This is a genomic window from Microbacterium mangrovi (assembly GCF_000802305.1).
GTDB classification, from domain to species: Bacteria; Actinomycetota; Actinomycetes; order Actinomycetales; family Microbacteriaceae; genus Microbacterium; species Microbacterium mangrovi.
Genome location: NZ_JTDK01000003.1, coordinates 25607 through 44185, shown reverse-complemented (window position 1 = coordinate 44185; position 18579 = coordinate 25607). Strand labels below are relative to the sequence as shown.

At 70.5% G+C, this 18579-nt stretch carries 17 protein-coding genes; 9 read left to right on the top strand and 8 right to left on the bottom strand.

The features are described 5' to 3' along the window. The first annotated feature begins 23 nt into the window (after window positions 1–23). The 3 genes from LK09_RS03290 to LK09_RS03280 are packed head-to-tail and all read left to right on the top strand — an operon-like array spanning window position 24 to window position 2992. Window positions 24–1082 carry a polysaccharide pyruvyl transferase family protein gene (locus LK09_RS03290; protein WP_052226373.1) on the top strand — a complete coding sequence of 353 codons (1059 nt, stop codon included), beginning with the start codon at window positions 24–26 and terminating at the stop codon, window positions 1080–1082. Window positions 1083–1104: 22 nt separating this feature from the next. Continuing rightward, complete coding sequence (locus LK09_RS20555; RefSeq protein ID WP_052226372.1) at window positions 1105–2094, top strand: glycosyltransferase family 2 protein; 990 nt, start codon at window positions 1105–1107, stop codon at window positions 2092–2094. 1 nt (window position 2095) lies between these two features. Beyond that, complete coding sequence (locus LK09_RS03280; protein ID WP_039395927.1) at window positions 2096–2992, top strand: glycosyltransferase family 2 protein; 897 nt, start codon at window positions 2096–2098, stop codon at window positions 2990–2992. Here LK09_RS03280 and LK09_RS03275 read toward each other — a convergent pair. After that, window positions 2968–4095: a glycosyltransferase family 4 protein gene (locus tag LK09_RS03275; protein WP_197060958.1), complete on the bottom strand. Its 1128-nt coding sequence runs from the start codon at window positions 4093–4095 to the stop codon at window positions 2968–2970. The genes LK09_RS03280 and LK09_RS03275 overlap by 25 nt on opposite strands. 123 nt (window positions 4096–4218) lie before the next feature. Between LK09_RS03275 and LK09_RS03270 the strand changes: the two genes are divergently transcribed. Both LK09_RS03270 and LK09_RS03265 read left to right on the top strand, forming a co-directional pair. Further along, complete coding sequence (locus LK09_RS03270) at window positions 4219–5292, top strand: glycosyltransferase WbsX family protein (RefSeq protein ID WP_039395923.1); 1074 nt, start codon at window positions 4219–4221, stop codon at window positions 5290–5292. Next, window positions 5289–6371, top strand: a complete 1083-nt coding sequence (locus LK09_RS03265; protein ID WP_039395921.1) for a glycosyltransferase family 4 protein — start codon at window positions 5289–5291, stop codon at window positions 6369–6371. Before LK09_RS03270 ends, LK09_RS03265 begins: the two co-directional genes overlap by 4 nt. An 18-nt stretch (window positions 6372–6389) precedes the next feature. Here the strand turns inward: LK09_RS03265 and LK09_RS03260 are convergent, their stop codons facing one another. Then, entirely contained in the window at window positions 6390–7988 is a 1599-nt protein-coding gene (locus LK09_RS03260) for a polysaccharide biosynthesis tyrosine autokinase (RefSeq protein ID WP_052226371.1), read from the bottom strand. A gap of 110 nt (window positions 7989–8098) precedes the next feature. Between LK09_RS03260 and LK09_RS20550 the strand changes: the two genes are divergently transcribed. After that, a complete protein-coding gene (locus LK09_RS20550) occupies window positions 8099–9220 on the top strand; it encodes a P-loop NTPase family protein (protein ID WP_052226370.1) in 1122 nt (373 codons plus the stop codon). On the opposite strand, the gene LK09_RS03250 is transcribed toward LK09_RS20550, so the two are convergent. The 4 genes from LK09_RS03250 to LK09_RS03235 all read right to left on the bottom strand — a co-directional run bounded on the left by LK09_RS03250 (window position 9209) and on the right by LK09_RS03235 (window position 12936). Next, complete coding sequence (locus tag LK09_RS03250; RefSeq protein WP_156138638.1) at window positions 9209–10600, bottom strand: O-antigen ligase family protein; 1392 nt, start codon at window positions 10598–10600, stop codon at window positions 9209–9211. The two genes, LK09_RS20550 and LK09_RS03250, sit on opposite strands and share 12 nt — an antisense overlap. Before the next feature lie 62 nt (window positions 10601–10662). After that, the gene (locus LK09_RS03245) at window positions 10663–10941 is read right to left on the bottom strand and encodes a hypothetical protein (RefSeq protein WP_039395919.1); all 279 of its coding nucleotides are present in this window, start codon (window positions 10939–10941) and stop codon (window positions 10663–10665) included. Next, window positions 10938–11792 (bottom strand): nucleotidyltransferase family protein, encoded by an 855-nt coding sequence (locus LK09_RS03240; protein WP_052226368.1) that lies wholly within the window; start codon window positions 11790–11792, stop codon window positions 10938–10940. Before LK09_RS03240 ends, LK09_RS03245 begins: the two co-directional genes overlap by 4 nt. Before the next feature lie 79 nt (window positions 11793–11871). Then, window positions 11872–12936, bottom strand: coding sequence for an acyltransferase family protein (locus LK09_RS03235; RefSeq protein WP_039395917.1), 1065 nt, complete (start codon window positions 12934–12936; stop codon window positions 11872–11874). A gap of 56 nt (window positions 12937–12992) precedes the next feature. On the opposite strand from LK09_RS03235, the gene LK09_RS03230 reads away from it, so the two are divergent. Both LK09_RS03230 and LK09_RS03225 read left to right on the top strand, forming a co-directional pair. Beyond that, complete coding sequence (locus tag LK09_RS03230) at window positions 12993–14534, top strand: glycosyltransferase family 39 protein (protein ID WP_039395915.1); 1542 nt, start codon at window positions 12993–12995, stop codon at window positions 14532–14534. Window positions 14535–14648: 114 nt separating this feature from the next. Next, window positions 14649–15101 carry a hypothetical protein gene (locus LK09_RS03225; protein ID WP_039395913.1) on the top strand — a complete coding sequence of 151 codons (453 nt, stop codon included), beginning with the start codon at window positions 14649–14651 and terminating at the stop codon, window positions 15099–15101. Between the two features lie 11 nt (window positions 15102–15112). On the opposite strand, the gene LK09_RS03220 is transcribed toward LK09_RS03225, so the two are convergent. Continuing rightward, a complete protein-coding gene (locus LK09_RS03220) occupies window positions 15113–16423 on the bottom strand; it encodes a UDP-glucose dehydrogenase family protein (protein WP_039395911.1) in 1311 nt (436 codons plus the stop codon). A 251-nt stretch (window positions 16424–16674) separates the two neighbouring features. On the opposite strand from LK09_RS03220, the gene LK09_RS03215 reads away from it, so the two are divergent. Then, on the top strand, window positions 16675–17535 hold the full coding sequence (locus tag LK09_RS03215) for a helix-turn-helix transcriptional regulator (protein WP_039395909.1): 861 nt from the start codon (window positions 16675–16677) through the stop codon (window positions 17533–17535). Window positions 17536–17538: 3 nt separating this feature from the next. On the opposite strand, the gene LK09_RS20545 is transcribed toward LK09_RS03215, so the two are convergent. After that, entirely contained in the window at window positions 17539–18579 is a 1041-nt protein-coding gene (locus LK09_RS20545) for a hypothetical protein (RefSeq protein WP_052226367.1), read from the bottom strand.

Here is an 18579-nt window from a genome sequence, read left to right as displayed (position 1 = left end):
CCTGCGAACGACGGCAGGACTCCGTGAACGACCACGATCGCCAAATCCTCACCGACATCCGGGACCAGACCCGCAGAATCCTCGCCGACGCCGTCACCGGGCCCGACGGACGGCGGTTCACGCGTGCGGTCGTGCTGGACTTCCCGCGCTACAACAACGCCGGCGACAGCCTCATCTGGACCGGCACGATGCGCTACCTGCGCGAACTCGGGATGCGGGTGGTCTACGACGCGGATCTCGACCGGTTCAATGCCCGCGAGTTCGAGCGCACACGCGATGGGGCGGTCGTCCTCTTCCAGGGCGGAGGAAACCTCGGCGACATCTACGAGCGCCATCAGCTCTTCCGCGAGCGGATCATCCCGCAGCTCGATCGGTCGAAGGTCGTCGTGCTCAGCCAGAGCATCTGGTTCCGCGATCCGGCCAACGCCCGGCGCGCCAATCGGGTCTTCGCCGAGCACGACGACCTCACCCTCCTCGTGCGCGACTCCGGGTCCCTCGACCGGGCGCGCGCGCAACTCCCCGACGTTCGCGTCGCACTCTGCCCCGACCTCGCCTTCGGCAACGGCGAGCTGCGCCGGTCCGGGCATCCGGAACACGACTATGTGATCATCCGGCGCGACGACGAGGAGAGCCTCGGCGAGCCGGTCCCGGATCTGTCCGACGTCCTCGGCCCGATCGACTGGCACACGGCGATGCCCCGGCGATACGCGCGAATGTCCGGGGCGGCGATGTACGCCGCACGGGTCCACAATCGCTCCCCGCATGCGCTCAAAGCACTGTTCCGCGACTTCGCGCACGTGGGCAACACGGCAATGGCGCGGGCGAATGTCGCCTCCGCCGCGCATCTCCTGTCGCGGGGTCGCGTCGCGGTCGTCGACCGGTTGCACGCGCACATCCTTGCGGTCCTGCTCGACATCCCGCACGTGACCCTCGACAACAGCTACGGCAAGATCAGCAGCATCTTCGGCGACTACAGCGGCCGGTTCTCGACCGCACACCTGGCGACGTCTGGGCGCGAGCAGGGGGAGGTTGCGCGGGCCCTGCTCGACGCGTCGGCCGCCGCACGCCTCACGACGCCGTGAGGAATGTGACACGGTTGGGCTGATGGCTACCGCAGATCTCGTCACCGTCGTGATTCCGTCCTACAACGGCCGCCGATTCATCCACGCCACGCTGGACAGCATCCTCGCGCAGACGCATCCCGCGGTGCACTGCATCGTCGTCGACGACGGCTCGACGGATGACACCGTCGAGATCGTGCGCGCGCATCCGCTGGCGCCGACGATCATCCAGCAGCCCAATCTCGGGGTCGCGGTGGCCCGCAACCGAGGACTCGCCGCCGCCGCGCCCGGGTGGGTCGCCTTCCTCGACCAGGACGACCTCTGGCATCGCGACCGACTTGCATCCCTCGTTGCGTTCGCGAGGGCCGAGGGCGCGTCGGCGGTGGCATCCTCCGAGCACCCCTTCGCCTTCGCCGCCGACGAGGAACCATTGAGGAACGTGGGCGACGGTCGCGACACGTGGCCGCGGACCTGGATCCAGCCCGGCGAGGAGCAGTCGCTCGTGATGTCCGATCGCGAGCTCTCCGTCCACGCCACGGGCACGATCACCGTCGAGCAGCTGCTCGGGGGCGCCGCGATGCTCACGACCTGCGTGCTCTACGACCGCGACCTCGCGATCTCGGCCGGCGGTTGCGCACCGCACGCCCGCGCGCTCGACGATCACGTCCTCAACCTCAATGTGGCCCGCATCACGGGCGGCATTCTCCGGATCGACACGCAGGACGTCTTCTACCGGGTCCACCCGGCGTCGACCACCACGGTGTCGCCCATGGTCGGGCCGTTCCTGTCGACCATGGCCGCGATGCGGCTCGGCGGTGTCTTCCCCGACCGGCATGAGGTCGGGCCGAACGTCCAGCACCTCCTGTTCAACCTCGCGTATGCGGATCTGACGCTCGCCGACCAGCTGGGCCTGCTCGCACTGGTCGCCCCGCCGCGTGCCCGGTGGCGGTGGTTCCGACGTTGGCTCGCCCGCCGGTCGGGCCTCGCAGCACTGCGGACGCGCGCCCTCACCCCCCGGCGGAACCACCACTGACATGACCACGCGACCCGATGTCTCCCTGATCACGTGCACGGACGCGAGGTCCGATCCGGGCCCCGCCGTCGCGCGACTCGTGCAGGCCGCCCGATCCAGCCGCTTCGACGTCGAGGTCCTCCTCGTCGACAATTCGGCGTCGGGCATCGATCGCGCCTGGGACGACGTACGCGTCATCCGTGCGGAGCTGCCCGGCCTGTCGCGGGCACGGACCGTGGCGTGCACCTTCGCCGCGGCGGACAAGATCATCTTCGTCGACGATGACGTGGTGTTCGACGGCCACTGGGTGGACCGGCTGGCGGAAGCGCTGGATGCGGGGGCGGATGTCGTCGCCTCGCCGATCGCACTGGCCGACGACCTCGCAGCCAGGAACCTGCCGGCGCTCATCCGCGGCTGGCTCGCCGAGAACCTCGGGGCAGAGGGCCAGGTCGAGGTCGTCGGCGCAGGCTTCGGATTCACGAGGCGCATGCTCCAGCATGCCCTCTGGGATCAGTCCCTCGGTGCGGGGCCCCACAGTTCGGGGTACGGCGAAGAGCAGCTGTTCGCGCTCATGTGCCGCGCGGCGGGAGCCCGGATCGTCCGGGCACCGCTCCCGCCGATCGTGCACCACGCGGACCCCCGGCGGGCATCCGTCGAGAACATGCTCGAGGAGGCCGTGAAGAAGGCCCGGTCGGAGGCCTACATCGCCCATCACTGGCACGGACAGGTGCTTCGCCTGGGTCGCGCGCGCCGGCTCGTCCGGTCTCTTCGGGCGCGGAGGCGGGCGAGACGGGTCGGAACCGAGTTCGACGACAACGCCCTGCGAGCGCTGCACACGGCCTATGCCGCGGCCTTCGCCACCGAGATGGTGGCGCTGCGCCGTATTCCGCGGCTCTACGGCTCCTCGTCTGCGCGCTGAGCGACCCAGTCGATCAGCGGCGCGGTGGTGCGGCGCCAGGTCAGGTGTTCCAGGGCTTCGCTCCGCACGGCCCGCCCGCGGCTCCGGGCGAGCCCCGGGTCGCGCAGCAGGCCCGTGAGCGCATCCGCCCATTCGGCCGGGTCGTCCGAGATGACGGTTCCTGCCGGATGCTGCGCTCCGGCCGCGTCGGTGGTCGCCAGAACAGCTCGACCGGTCGCGAGTGCCTCGGCGAACTTGACCGGAGCCCCGACGCCCTCGCGAACGGGCGTCACCATGACATCGACCTGCCGGCGCAGCTCACCGAGGTCCGCGATCCGGCCGAGGTATCGCACGCCGTCGAGGCCGGCCACGGCATCCGGAAGGCCGCCCCCGGCGACGACGAACTCCGCGCCCGGCACCCGCCCGCGCACCTCCGGCCACACCTCGTCGACGAACCAGTCGATTCCCGAGCGATTCGGAAACCAGTCCCAGTTTCCGAACGCGCCGACCGCCATGGCGCCGGTGTCGTCCCGGGGCACCTCCGGCCATTCGTCCGGGTCGATGCCGTGCGGTGCCACGATGCGTTCTGCCGTCCCGGATCCGCCCAGCCGCTCACGCTCGAGCGGCGAGCACACCGAGACGGCGTCGGCCACGCGGAGGATCTCCGCCTCCCGGTCGCGCCACCGCCGCGCGGCATCGTCGTCGCCGCGCGCGTCCGCCCACGCGCTCCAGACGTTGTGCAGGTCGACCAGGACGGGAACATCCAGGTGACCGCCGAGCGCTCGGCGGCGGATGAGCGGCCAGGACTCGGTGTGCGCGACCACCACGGCGTCGTAGGAACCCGAGCGCAGGCGACGGCGGAGAGCGGCCATCCCGCGGATCGTGCGAATCGGCTTCCGGCGTCGCGAACGAACGATGCGCTCCACGGAGGCGAAGCCGCGCAGCGACTCGTCCGACTGCGGGCCGGCGAGCGTGACGACGTCCACGGCGATGCCGGCGCGCACGAACTCGCGGATCTGGAAGTACTGCCGGCGCTGGCCGCCCTGGCCGCCGACATCCGGCGTCTCGTTGCTCAGCCAGAGAAGGCGCATCGGCCTGTCTTTCGCGGGTGCGCCTTCGGTCACGACGTCGGCCCTCATTCGCTCGCTGCCCCGGCATCCCGCCTCGCCCGTCGGAATTCGCGTACGCTCTGAACCGATGGTGCGTGGGACTCCATCGCTTCATGCTATTGCCCGGGGAGATAACGCTTGACCGACGACCTCAAGGCCCGCGCGATCGCGTTCTACCTGCCGCAGTTCTTCCCCATCCCGGAGAACGACCAGTGGTGGGGCCCGGGATTCACCGAGTGGACCAACGCCGCCAAGGCGCGCCCGCTGTTCCGCGGTCACGTGCAGCCGACCCTCCCCGCCGACCTCGGCTTCTACGATCTGCGTGTGCCCGAGACCCGCCAGGCCCAGAGCGACCTGGCTCGCGAGTACGGCGTCGAGGCCTTCGCCTACTGGCACTACTGGTTCGGCGAGGGAGACCGGATCCTCGAGCGGCCGTTCCTCGAGGTGCTCGAGAGCGGATCCCCGGAGGTGAGCTTCTGCCTCGCCTGGGCCAACCAGTCCTGGACCGGCATCTGGCACGCCGCGGGCGACAAGGTGCTCAAGCACCAGCGCTATCCCGGTCCCGAAGACGACCAGCGGCACTTCGACACGATCCTGCCGGCGTTCCGCGACCCGCGCTACCTGCGCGTGGACGGCAAGCCGGTCTTCTACGTGTTCCGCCCCGAAGAGCTGCCGCATCCGGCCGAGTTCGTCGACCGGTGGCAGGCGATGGCGCGCGCCGCCGGTCTCCCCGGGCTGTACCTCGTCGCCGAGATGAGCGACCTGCTGGGTCGCGGCGCCACGTATCGCACGGGCGCGGCCGACGGATTCGACTCGTCCGTGTACATGCGGATCCCCGTGCGGGTGAACCAGGCGACGACACTGCGCATGCGCCTGCGCCGCAAGCTTCGCGGCGGCCCCGAGGTGTGGCCGTACGTCGACGACATCATGAAGACGGTCCCGCGCGATCGCGCCATCCAGCCGTGCGTCTACCCCAACTGGGACAACACACCCCGCTCCGGCCGGCGCGGCCTCGCCGTGACCGGTGCGACGCCCGTGCGGTTCCGGCGCAACGTGCAGGATGCCGTCGCGCTGCTGCAGGACCGCCCGGCCGAGGAGCGGCTCCTGTGGGTGAAATCGTGGAACGAGTGGGCCGAGGGCAACCACCTCGAGCCCGACCTGCGGGAAGGCCACGGCTGGCTGGAGGCCCTGCGGAGCGGGCTGACCGCATGACGGATGCCTCCCCCGCGCCGCTGCGGATCGCGATGATCTCGTACTACCTGCCCAGCGAGAGCAAGATCGGCGTGGGCTACCAGGTGCACGAGCTCGCGAACGAGCTCGCCCGGCGCGGACACCACGTGGATGTGTTCAGCCCGTGCGGGCCGGTCGACGGCGCCCGGTACGGACACGTGCACCTGCCGCTCACCGGGAGCCTGCGCACGTTTCGGTTCGCGTTCACGATGCGCCGCCAGGACCTGTCGTCCTATGACGTGCTGCACGCCCACGGCGAGGACTACTGGATGTGGCGCCGCCGCGTGCCGATGCACGTGCGCACCCTGCACGGTTCGTGCTTCGAGGAGGCGCTGCGCATCAAGGGCTTCGGGGAGAAGCTGCGCATGGTCGCTCTCGGCTTCACCGAGCTGCTCGCCTCCGTGGTGGCCGATCGCACGGTGCTGATCTCGCCGCAGACCCGGCGGTGGACCCCGTGGGTGCGCACAGTCATCCCCAACGGCGTGGACACGACGCGATTCCGCCCCGGAGACCCGGCGGAGAAGCTCCCCGACCCCACCGTGCTGTTCGTCGGCACGTGGCGGGGCCGCAAGCGCGGCGCCGAGCTCGCCCAGCAGTTCGCCCGCGACGTCCTCCCGGCCGTCCCCGGAGCCCGGCTGCGGATGGTGACCCAGGATGCACCCGATCAGCTCCCCGAGGGCGTCACCGCGCTCGGGCGGCTCGGCGACGAAGAGCTCGCCGCGGAGTTCCGCCGCGCCTGGGTCTTCTGCCTGCCGTCGGACTACGAGGGCTTCGGCATCCCGTACGCCGAGGCGATGAGTGCGGCGCTCCCCGTCGTCGCCACTCCCAACGTCGGCGCGCGGTACGTGACCGACGAGGGCCGTGCCGGAGTGCTCGCCCCGCTCGACCGGATCGCCGAGCCGATCCGGCGGCTGCTGACCGACGCGGCGGAGCGGGAGCGCGTCGGCGCGGCCGGGCTCGAACGATCACGCACCTTCGATCTGTCACGCGTCGTGTCGCAGTACGAAGAGATCTACCGATCCGCGAACGGCCGGGTCCGCCGCCGGCACGGGCGCGCCTGAGGCGCCCACGCGCCACGCTCAGCTGCGACGACTGCGATCGCGCGTGGTCCGCGGAGTCAGGTCCCCGTCATCGAGCAGCGGCGTCATGACGTCGCGGAGGTCGAGCTCGGCGGTGTCCGGCACTTCTGCGGCCGGGGCGCTCTCCCCGCCGGCGGCGCGGTGCAGGCTCTCCAGGAACGGGTCGTCGGCATCGAGCGGCATGTCCGCCTCCTCGGCGGCCTGCGTGGTTGCGGCGGCGGGCGTCGCCGGCGTGCCGTCTTGGCTGTAGTAGGTGTAGTACGCGTAGGAGTACGGAGAGGCATCCGCCCCGCGGATCGGAGCCCGGTTGATCACGATGCCGAGGGCACGGCCGCGCGCGTTCTCGAGGGCCTCCAGCGCCTTGCCGGCAAGATCGAACGTCGTCTTTCCTGCGCTCACCACGAGAAGCGCGCCGTCCGCCTGGTGCGCGAGCACGGCGCCGTCGGTCACGGGCAGCAGCGGCGGGGCATCCACGATCACGGTGGCCTCGGTCGACAGGTAGCTCATCAGCCCGTGCATGCGCTCCGACCCGAGGATCTCGCTCGGGTTCGGCGGCACGGTGCCCGCGGTGAGGACGAGCATGTTGGAGATGCCCGTCACCCGGTGCAGCAGCTCCGTGACCACTGCTCGACCGGCGAGCACGTCGCTGAGCCCGGCCCCGGCGGGCAGCCCGAGCTTCTTCGCGACGGTCGGGCGGCGCAGATCGCCGTCCACGAGCACCGTCGGTGCGCCGCTCGCCGCGAGCGCCTTGGCGAGCTCGACCGCGACCGTCGATTTTCCGTCACCCGGAACGGGACTCGTCACCACGATGACGCGCGGCGGGTTGTCGACGTCCATGAACTGCAGATTGGTGCGGAGCACGCGCATGGACTCGTCGAACGCGAAGGATGTGTCCGCTCCACGTCGCTTCTTGCCGTCCACGGGGCGCTCCGGGATCGTCCCGACCACCGGATGACCGAGCTTCCCGGTCACCTCCTCGCCGGCGCGGATCCGCCGGTCGGATGCCGTCCGGGTGAGCGCGAAGGCGATGCCGAACCCGAGCCCGATGACGCCGCCGACGAGAAGGGCTGTCTTCCAGTCCGGCGAGACCGGGATCGGCGAGGCCTCGGCGGGGTTTCCGAGGTAGACGTTCATCGGTGCGGACCCAGCCGTGCCGGTGCCCTGGACCTTGTCGATCGTCTTGTGGAGGCCCGTGACCCAGGCGTTCGCCAGGTTCTCGGCCTCAGCCGGAGTGTCGCCCGTCGCGGTGATCGACAGGATCGCCGTGTCCGGCGTGCTCGTCACGGTGACGCGCCCCGCCACGTCACCGGGCGTCGCGCTGAGGTGCAGCGCGTTGATGGCCCCCTGCGCCGTCGACTTCCAGGCGGCGTACTCGGTGAAGGATGCGACGTACCCCGTGGGGACGGACATTCCCTGCCCGACGACGGTCGCCGCGTTCTTGGCGTTCGCCGGCGTGGAGATGAATGCGGACGCGGTGGCCGCGTACACGGGCTTCTGCATGGCCGCCCACCCGGCGGCGAAGGCCACCCCGGCGATGGTCATCAGCACGACTGCCAACCAGTACCGGCGCAACCCCCGCAGATAGTCGCGAAGCTCCATGCTCCCCCTCGGCCCCAGATCCAATATCAGACCATGCTAGGACACGACCCGACTTTGCGGCTGGGAGTCGTGGATAGGCTCGACGGCGAGGCCTTCTGGGGAGGAAGACGATGACGTTCACGGTTCGCGTTCTGACGAGCGCTGTCCGGGTCGAGCTCGACGAGTCGATCCCGGCCGACGTCCGCGCGGGCATCGCGCAGCAGTGGGCACATCTGCAGGTCCCCGATGCGCCGCTCGGGCTCGAGGCGCTTCGCGTGCGCACTGTCGGATCGCCGGATCGCGGGGGGCCGGCCCGATCGGTTCTCGTGAACGATCCGAGCGAGGCGCCCGACACGCTGGCGACCGAACTCACCCTGGTGGGCCTTCGTGCCCTCGTCGGCCGGGCGTTCCTGTTCCACGCGGCAGGACTCGCGACGCGGGACGGGTCGGTGATCGCCCTCGTCGGTCCCTCCGGGCGCGGCAAGACGACCGCGTCGCGCGCGCTCGGGCAATCGCTCGCCTACGTGTCCGACGAGACGGTCGGCATCCGACCGGACGGCAGCATCATCCCGTACCCGAAGCCGCTGTCGGTCGGAAACCGGCCGGGGACGAAGACCCTCTATCCGCCGGACGAGGTCGGGCTGACGGTCGCGGACGGCGCCCTTCGGCTCGGGGCGCTCGTCCTGCTTGATCGGGACCCGGACGGCTCCGGGGTGCAGGTGGAATCGGTCGATCTCATCGACGCCCTCGCGGAGCTGGTGTCGCAGACGAGTTCTCTGGCATCCGTGCCCGAACCCCTCACCACGCTGGCCGCACTCATCGCACGGACCGGCGGCGTCCGCCGCGTCCGCTACGCCGAAGCAGGCGATCTGTGCGCGGTCGTCGACGAGATCCTCGCTCCCGGCGAGGCGAGCGGCCGACCTGTCACCGCGATGCACCCGGCCGATGATCCGACGGCCGCCCCCGGAAGCATCCGGCGCGCCCCGTTCGCGGAAGCCGTCGCCGACGGGGACCGGATCGCCGTGCTCAGCCGCTCGCGCCTCCACGTCCTCGAAGGGCTCGGCAGTGCCGTGTGGCGGTCCGCCGACGGCGTCTCCCCCGAGCAGCTTCGCGACGACGTGCTGGCCGGGATGCCGCCGGCACCGGAGGGCCTGGACGTCGACGCGGCGATCGAGGAGGCGACCGCAGAACTCCGGCGTGCCGGCCTCGTCGAGGTCGTCGCCGCGACGGCTCCGGCGACGTCAGCCGGCTGACGTCCTCGCGCCGGTGCGCGGCCGGAACGCACCCTCATCGACCGCTGCAGGCAGAGCTTCCTCCCCGGCACCCCCCGGTGGATGCTTCTTCGCGTACTCGGCTGCCCCCAGGCAGATGCCGGCGATCGCGAAGGGGATCGACACCTGCGCGCTCACCCAGAAGAGGTCGAATTGCGCCTGCACGAGGCGGCTGATGACCGCGGTCGCGGCCAGGGTGCCGTAGGCCGGATCCATGCGCCAGAGGACGACGATGATGCCGATCCACATGACCAGGAAGGCGACGAGCCCGATCAGCCCCGAGGTGACGAGCACCTCCACCTCGCCCTGCGGGGGCTGATAGTTCATGTCGGGGTTCACGTACCAGTACCGCAGCCCGTGTCCGACGAACGGTTCGTGCTTCCAGTACGCGTACAGCTCCTTCAGCCAGTTGAGGCGCTGGAAGACCGAGTTGAACTTGTTCTGGGAGACGATCTGGTCGTGCACCATGGAGATCACGAGGATCACGGCCGGGATGATCATCAGCAGCACCAGGCGCGAGTGCCCGAACAGCCGGCGTCGGCTCACCACGAGGATGATCGCGACGATGAGGCCGATGAGCGCCTGCCGGGACTGGGTGAACAGGATGGCGATCGCGAAGACCGTCAGAAGCGTGCGACGGGTGCTCCGCTTGAACATCGCCCAGGGCGGATCCACGTAGACGATGAGCGCCGCGAAGGCCATCGCGGTGCCGGCGAAGTTCTTGTTCATGGCGAACGGCCAGCTGGGGAAGACGGGCTTGAAGTCGCCGTGGACGTAGTGCAGGACGCCGGTCGCGATCGTGCTGGCGGCGATGACGAGTGCCGCACCGATCATCAGGTTGAAGGCGAGTTTGGCGTAGCCGGCGGCGCCGACGCCCCATCCCACCACGAGCGCGCCGGAGATCAGCAGCCATGCGTGGAAGAACTCGACGCTGTTCTGCACGAACGGGTTGACGATGACCGTGATCAGGGTGGCGAACTGGTAGATCGCGTTGAACCAGAGGAGCGCCCGCAGTTCACGGCTGAACGGGCGCTCGGCGAAGAGCAGTGCGGCGGCGAAGGCCGCGGCCAGCATCGCGTCGGACACGGTCAGGTTGACGTTCCCCGCACCCAACCGGGCCACGACGAACAGGACGGGCATCGACATCAGCGGAATCGCCATCGGGATGCGGGGTGTCAGCGTGAGGGCGATGACGAGGAGCGCGACGCCGATCGCCGTCGTCAGCCCGGCGGCGACGCCTCGGTCGAGCATCAGATAGGTCACCGCGAGGGCTCCGAGCGCGAAGGCCACCCACCGCCAGGTGAGGCTCCAGGCGAACGACAGACGCGGCGCACGACTCGTCCGCCCCGCACTCGATGCCATGGTGATCACCCCGCCCTGGAAATCCGCTTTCCGCAAGTATCTCAGCACCGAGCGGCGATCGGTCAGGATGCCGGCGGAGTCACCGGCCTCAGGAGCCCCTGGTCCACCAGAGAACGGGCGAAGGCGCGGACATGCTCGGGGAGGTCGTCCGGCGGCTCGTGCACCCGGGGGGATACCCGGTCGCTCAGGGTCTCGAGATCTCCGTCGATGAGAAGCTGCTGCCAGATCAGGGCGGCCGGTCCTTCCAGGGCCATCAGGGGGCCGTCCGGCATCCACGCGAGATAGACGGCGTCTTCGGCGACCACGCTGGCGACGCCGGGGCCGGGAACGAAGCGCGTCACGAGCGTCGTCCTCGTCCGTGGAGCGCCTCGCGCACCGCGGTGGCCGGCCGCGCGAAGAACTCCCGGGTGATCTCCCACCGCGTCGGTGCTCGGCCGAGACGGTGTGCCAGGTGTTCGACGTTCACCTGCGGAGCGCGCAGGAGGATCTGGACCCGTTCCCGCCGGGTCGGTGCCGCACGTACGCGAGCACGCCATTCGACCGTGCGCGGTCCGCCCGTCTGAAGCACGTTCCACAGCAGGTAGGAGCGTCGGTCACGGAACCGCTCCAGGTCTCCGGTGGCGGCGGCGAGCGCGACCCGGGCGTCGAGGGCGTCGGCGAGCTCCGTGACCGCCGTCCGATCCTCTGCGGATGCGTCGGCCCACAACCGCTCCACGACGTCGGGGCGCGGCGATCGGGCGGAGTTGAGCAGCGCGATCAGGCGCTGGGCGGTGAGGGACGGCACCGACGCGGGCAGGCCCGCGAAGGTTCCGGTCGTCCGATCGACCCAGAGCACGGCGAATCCGGCATCCGGCCGTGTCTCGATGCCGGGGAAGAAGCGGTGCACGTCGAGGTATCCCCAGAGCTCGTGGTGGTAGGTCTGCGCATGGCCGAACGGCGATCCCCCGCGGAAGGTGCTGTAGACGACCCAGCCGTGACGCTCCAGGGCGCCGTGCAGGCGCGCGACGTGCGCCGGCCGCACGATGAGGTCGATGTCGGTTCCGGATGCTCCGGTCAGTCCCAGTGACGGGTCCACGGCATCGCCTTTGATGTGCAGGATGTCGGCGGTGCACTCGTCCGCAACGGTCTGCACAGACGCCCTGCCGATCTCGATGCGCGCGGAAAGCGGGACCATGGCACCCGATTCCGTCATGCGCCCAGCCTATCGACGCGCATCGGCCGCGACCCGTGGCACGGCTCCGAGGCACGCGACCGGCGTCGTCCCGGAGCCCTCACGCGGTCGCGGCATCCGGACGACGATCCGACTTCCGGCTGAGCCATCGTCGACCCCAGCGCCGGACCGGCGATTCCAGGTATCGGTACGAGACGGCGACGACGACAAGCGTGAGGACGACGTCGACGGGTGCGGCGTAGGTAAGGCGGAGCCCGGTCAGCAACGGGACGAGCTGCATCAGGGTCAGCCCGTAGAGGTAGATCCCGTACGACCTCGCACCGAGCCAGCGGGGAACGGGACTGCCCAGTATTCTCGCCGCCACGGTGCGCTCGCCGCTGGTGACGTTGAGGACGACGACGGTGGATGCCACGGCGACGACGAGGAACACGACATGGTCGACGGGCGTCGGCGGCAGGATGAGGGCGGCCACGACGAAGACCAGCAGCGCGGGAATCCCCACCCAGCGCAGGCGGGCCACCGTGCCCACCCACGGAGAGCAGCCCCGGGCGCGCTGTTCGGCCGCCCAGCATCCGATCACGAGCGGAAGCAGGTGGGCGGTCGGAAGGAAGTAGTTCGGATCCGTGAAGGCGAACGCGGCCGCTGCGACGACGGACAGGCTCAAGAACCAGCGCTGGGCTCGCGGGGTGGCGCGCAGGATCACCAGCACGAGCAGTGCCGGCCAGATGAAGTAGAACTGCTCCTCCACTGAGAGCGACCACGCCTGGTCGAATGCCGTCGCCACCCAGTCGGTCCAGGCCTGCAGGAAGTCGCTGAAGTAGAAGAGCGCCCCGGCAGCGCTCCAGGGGACCTTGGCCGCCTGGCCCGCGAGGACCGCGGTGGTCGATGCGAGGACGATCCATACCAGCAAGGCCGGGAGGAGCCGGAACGCACGGCGCCAGTAGAACGCGGGAAAGTCGACCCGCCCGGTCGCGTCGACTTCCTTCAGCAGGAGTCCGGTGATGAGGAATGCCGAAAGGACGAAGAACACGTCGACGCCGAAGGCCCCACCGGGGAAGTACGCCGCCGCAAGGTGGAGGAGGAACACTCCTCCGACGGCGATCGCGCGCAACCCGTCGAGGGCCGGCACGTATCCCGAGCCCTGCTTCTGTGCGTCGTCGGTCACGATCGTGTCATCGGCGGCCCGTCATGCCACCCATTATGTGCCAATAGGATCGTCGCGTGGTCACCAGCGCGGACGCGGATCGCGCCGCGCCGGCGGCCCGGTTCGCGGTCCCATCGCGCGGCGCCGCAGTTGCCGCTGTGCTGCCGCCTGTCGCGGTCGCGGTCGTCGTCGGCATCCTGTCGGGGATGCGGGCCGAGCCGTGGCGCGATGAGTACGCCACCGCCGCGTTCGCCCTCCTCGATCCGGGTGACCTGGCAGCTGCTGCGGCGCACGTCGACGCGGTGCTCGCGCCGTACTACCTGCTCATGCATCTCGTGGTGCCCGGCTTCGGGATCACCGGAGCCCGAATCGTCTCGCTGCTCGCTCTCGGCGCCACCGCGGGGCTCGTCGCCGCCGTCGCGCTGCGGTGGTGGGGCCGCGGGCCCGCCCTGATCTCGGGCCTGGCGGTGGCGCTGAATCCGGTGCTGGTGGGCTTCGGTGTCCAGGCCAGGCCGACCGCACTGGCGGTGTGCGCGGTCGCGCTGGCGGTGCTCGTGCTCGACGTGGCGCTGACCGGGCGGCGCTGGGCGTGGTGGGTGTTCGTGATCGCCGCGACGTTCGCGGTGCTCATGCAGCTCTTCGCGGTCATCGCTGTGGTCGTCACCGGGCTCCTGCCTGTCGGCCGCGGACGCCGCGCCAAGCTCCGCGGGGCGGCGGCATCGCTGCCTGCGGTGCTCGTCGCCGGACTGCTGCTGGCGGTCGGGTGGGGTCAGCGCGAGCAGGTCGCGTGGATCCCCCGGCCGTCGCCGCGCGCGGCGATCCTCGCGCTTGCGGACGTCACGGGCACCGCTGTGCCGCATGCGGCATCCCTCGATTTCGTCGTTCTCGCCCTGCTCGTCGCCGGGATGGCGGTGACCGTGCTGTCCGCCCGCCTTCTACGGCCCCCCGTCGTCGCGTTCAGCATCACGCTGCTCGTCGTCCCCTGGTCGCTGCTGCTGATCGCGTCGTGGCTGACGGTGCCGGTGTTCGTACCCCGGTACTTCGCGGCCGTCGGCCTCGGAGCCGCTCTGATCGTGGGCGCGCTCGTCCGGGTTGCGCAGCGCTCGGACCGACGTATCGTGCGCTCGGCGGCGGCGATCGTCGTCGCCGTCCTCCTCGTCACCGGCACATCCGCGACGGTCGGCCGGATCCGGCATCCCGCGCCGTCCGTCGACGGGTACGGCACGATCGCCGGGATCCTGCGGGAGCAGGCGCAGCCCGGGGACCTCCTGGTCGTCGCGCAGGCTTTCGGCGAGGGCGGGCTCGCGTACGGCCTCGCCGAGGCGACGGCGGATGACCGCTATGCCTCTCAGCTGCGCGCGCGGCTGGCATCGGGAGACCAGCCGCCGCTCGAGTTGCGTCGGATCGTCTCGGTCCGGCCCTGGCGAACCGAAAGCGTCGTCGGAGGCGCGACGGGTGGCGCAGCGGTGTGGCTGTTCGGCCTCGAGCGGCCGTCACAGGACCGCCTTACGGAGCTGGACCCGGCCGTGGCGACGTGTATACGCTCGCAGGGCGATGTCGCGGCACTGCCCACGGACGGCGACGTGCTCGTGCGGTTCCAGGGATGCTCCGGCCCGTAAGTCGACCTCGACGAACAGGGCATGGCGTGACTGGTGTGGCTTCTGCTATTGATGTAACAGAATGCACCCAGTGGGGCGCCTGTCTCACGTTCGTCTGAGGAATCGAGATCGCCCATGAAGACACGTTTTGCGGCGCTCGCCGCCGGTGGCGCAGCGGTCGGAATGACCGTCGCACTTCTCGCAGGATCGGCGGCGTTCGCCGCGAAGGGCGGAAAGACGCAGCCGCCGGCACCCACACCCACACCCTCGTACTCGTGCGCGTCCTTCACCGGCGCTCCTGTACGGCAGGCGAAGCCGACCTACTCCGGCGTCGCGCTCCGTGCCGGCGACACCATCGTGGCGAAGGTCGCGTCCGTGCCGTCCAGCTTCGCGATCGATCTCGTCACGGTCGTCCAGGGCAGCGCCGGGTACAACATCACGTTCTACGCGGCCCCCGTCTCGAGCGGACTGACCTTCAAAGCGCCGGCTACCGGCGTGTACGAAGTCGACTGGTCGATCGACACGAACGGCGCAGGCCTGGGGACGACCATTCCGACCTGGACGTTCACCTGCAAGCCGGCAGCCTGAGCAGGCAGGACTCAGCTGCGCCCCATGCCCCGGTAGGTCCACCCGGCGGCCTTCCAGGCCGCCGGGTCGAGGCAGTTGCGGCCGTCGACGACGATGCGGCCCGCCGTGAGTGAGGCGGCGTGCTCGGGGCTGAGCTGCCGACGGTACTCGTCCCACTCCGTGACGAGCACCACGGCGTCCGCACCCCGCAGGGTTTCGTCGCGGCTGGCCTCGTAGGTCAGCTGCGGATGCAGCCGGCGCGCGTTCGGGATCGCCTGAGGATCGGTGACGACGACCTCGGCGCCGAGACCCTTGAGCTGCACGGCGACATCCAGCGCCGGCGAGTCGCGCACGTCGTCGGAGTGCGGCTTGAACGCCGCCCCGAGCACTGCGATCCGCTTGCCGTAGACCTCGCCGTCGAAGGCCTCGACGACCAGCTCGATCGCGCGGGCGCGGCGTCGCAGGTTGATGGCGTCGACCTCGCGCAGGAACGCCACCGATTGGCTCTTGCCGAGTTCCTCGGCGCGCGCGGCGAAGGCGCGGATGTCCTTGGGGAGGCATCCTCCCCCGAAGCCGATCCCGGCACCGAGGAAGCGGCGCCCGATGCGGTCGTCGTGCCCGAGCGCCTCGGCGAGAGTCGTGACATCGGCACCGGTGGCTTCGGCGATCTCGGCCATGGCGTTGATGAATGAGATCTTGGTCGCGAGGAAGGCATTCGCCGAGACCTTGACGAGCTCGGCCGTCGCGTAGTCGGTCACGATGAACGGCGTGCCCTTGTCGACGGACGGGTAATAGACCTCGCGAAGAACCTGGGCGGCGCGCTCGCCTTCGGATCCGGCCGGCACCCCGACCACCAGGCGGTCGGGGTCGACGGTGTCCTGCACCGCCCAGCCTTCGCGCAGGAACTCGGGGTTCCAGACCAGAACGGCCCCGGCGCCGTGCACCCGTTCGGCCAGACCGGCTGCCGTTCCGACGGGCACGGTCGACTTGCCCGCGACGATGTCGCCCGGCGAGACGTGCTCCAGCAACTGCGCGAACGCCGCGTTCACGTAGGTGAGGTCTGCGGCGGAACCTTCGCGCTGCTGCGGCGTTCCGACGCCGACGAAGTGCACGGCGCTCCCCCGCACGGCGGCCATGTCGGTCGTGAAGCGGAGGTTTCCAGCGGCGACACCGTCGGTCAGGATCTGCTGCAGTCCTGGCTCGTAGAACGGCGCGTCCCCGCGGGAGAGTGCCTCGATCTTCGCAGCATCCACGTCGACGCCGACGACGTCGTGGCCGATCGACGCCATTGCTGCGGCGTGGACTGCGCCCAGATACCCGCAGCCGATGACCGAAACCCTCATCTGTCCTCCCCGGAATGACATCACCAGTGTCCCAAAGACGACGGCTCGTGTCCGTCGTGCGCACGGTCTATGACGCAATCCGAGAAACCTCGTCGTTGCTGGTATACCGTTACGAATGGTGCACACGGCGCCCCCCTCACCGTGCGCGGATGCCCGGCTCCTCGCATGTCACGATGCGGTGATTGTGCCGTTCGCCCTGTACTCTGACCACGCGGCGGAACGCACCGATCCCCCAAGGAGCACCACGCACGATGGCTAACGATCTCAGCACCAAGCTGCTGCGACCCCACCTCGGCGCAGGCGCGCAGAAGACCGGTCTGGTCGCCGTCCGAAGCTTCCGATCCGTCATCCTCACCCGGCACGTCACCCCGATCGCACCCTGGGAATGGGGTGGCGCGCTCCCGGCACCGCTCACGCACCACGCGTTCGTGATCGCCGCCGACGGCGAGGGCGTGCCGTTCGGCGACACTGCACGCGCGGCCGTCTTCCTCACCGCCAACGCGCGGGTGACCATCCCGTGGCGGCGACATGCCGACGTGATCGTCGGATGGATCCCGCCCACCGCGCTCGCGGAGTTCGCCGACGTCGCGCCCGAGGACGCCACGCCCATCGACGATTCGCTGCTCGTGCGCGGTCTCACCTCCTTCGCCACGACGCTCGTGCCGGGCTCGCTCGACCCGTCGTCGATCGGCCGCTACGCGATCGAACGGCTGCTGGTCGAGATGGCGTTCGCGACGCTGCTGGACCAGAATTCGGCGCGGACCCCCGACCGGGCGCCCGCCTCGCTGCTCGAGCGATCGCGTGCGCTCCTTCTCGCCCACCGGTCCGAGCGCGAGTACGGCACGACGCAGCTCGCCCGCGAGCTGCACGTGTCCGTGCGCCAGGTGCAGCGCGCCTTCGCCGATGTCGGAACGACTCCGGGCGATGTGCTGCGCCGCAATCGCGTGGATCTCGCGGTCGAGCTGCTGCGGCATCCCGACTATCGTCCGCTGCCGATCGAAGAGATCGCCGCGCACGCCGGCTTCAACAACAGCCTGCAGATGCGTCGCGCGCTGCAGGCCGAGGGGATGCCGTCACCGTCGCGCCTCCGCGCGGGCGAACCGGTCCACTGACCCTCAAGCCGCGCGCAGCAGGCCTTCCCGGGTGAGCTCGACGATCGCCGCATCCACCAGTTCGGTCGCTTCGCCCACAGGCGGCCGGCCGTGCTGCTCGACGACGTGCTCGACGATCGCGCGACGATCGAGCCCGGCCTCGAGGCCCTGCCAGACGGCCGGGGCGATCCCGGCCAGGATGTGCACGCGTCCTCGCGCATAGACGGCCACGATCCCGTCCGCTTCGACCGCGTCGGTCACGTCGCCGGACGGCGACTGCGCGGTTCCGCCGCGAACCGGCAGCGCGGGGCGCCACGCGGCGGGCTCACCGGTGGGCGCGAGGAGCTCGTCCATCACCGAGACCAGATCCGAGGCCTCCGAGTACGTCACACGGCGCACCCCGCCCACGGCTTGGACGAGTCCGGCCAGGGTCTGCAGCGGATGCGCGAAGTCGCCCAGGTAGCTCATCTGCGGCACGAGCTCGAGGAGTGCCCGGTCGAACGGGACCGGCTCGATGCGCGGCGTTCCGATGTCGCCCTGCCGGTCGAGCAGCACGAGCGCGGCGAGGCGCAGCGGCGCGGCGGGCAGGTCCCGCAGTCCGGCCGCGCCGGGCGCGACCTGCTGCTTCGGATGCCCCTCCCGCACGATCGAGAGCGGCTTGCGGTACGGCAGGACGGTCAGGTCGGATGCCACGCCCACCGTCTCGTCGGACACGTATCCGAAGTGCGCTCCGAGCGTGCGGCTCAGCGTTGTCTTTCCGCGGCCGGAGGGGCCCACGAACGCCGCGACCCGGCCGTCGTCGGCAGCGATCCCGGCCGCATGGAACAGACGCAGGCTCCCCCGGGTCAGGTCCAGGGCGCGCAGGGTGACCTCCACCGACAGTCGCTCGAGCATCCGGTCGGCGTCGGCCGCCGGCTCGACCGGAAGGACGGCATCCGGAATCGTCGCCGAGATCGTGCCGCCCGCCCACGCGTCGCGCACGCGCGCCTCGACCTCGGCCGGAAGGTCCGCTGCGAGGTCGAGTCGGATCGTGCGTCCGAGCGCGCTGAGGTCGAGGTGCGCCAC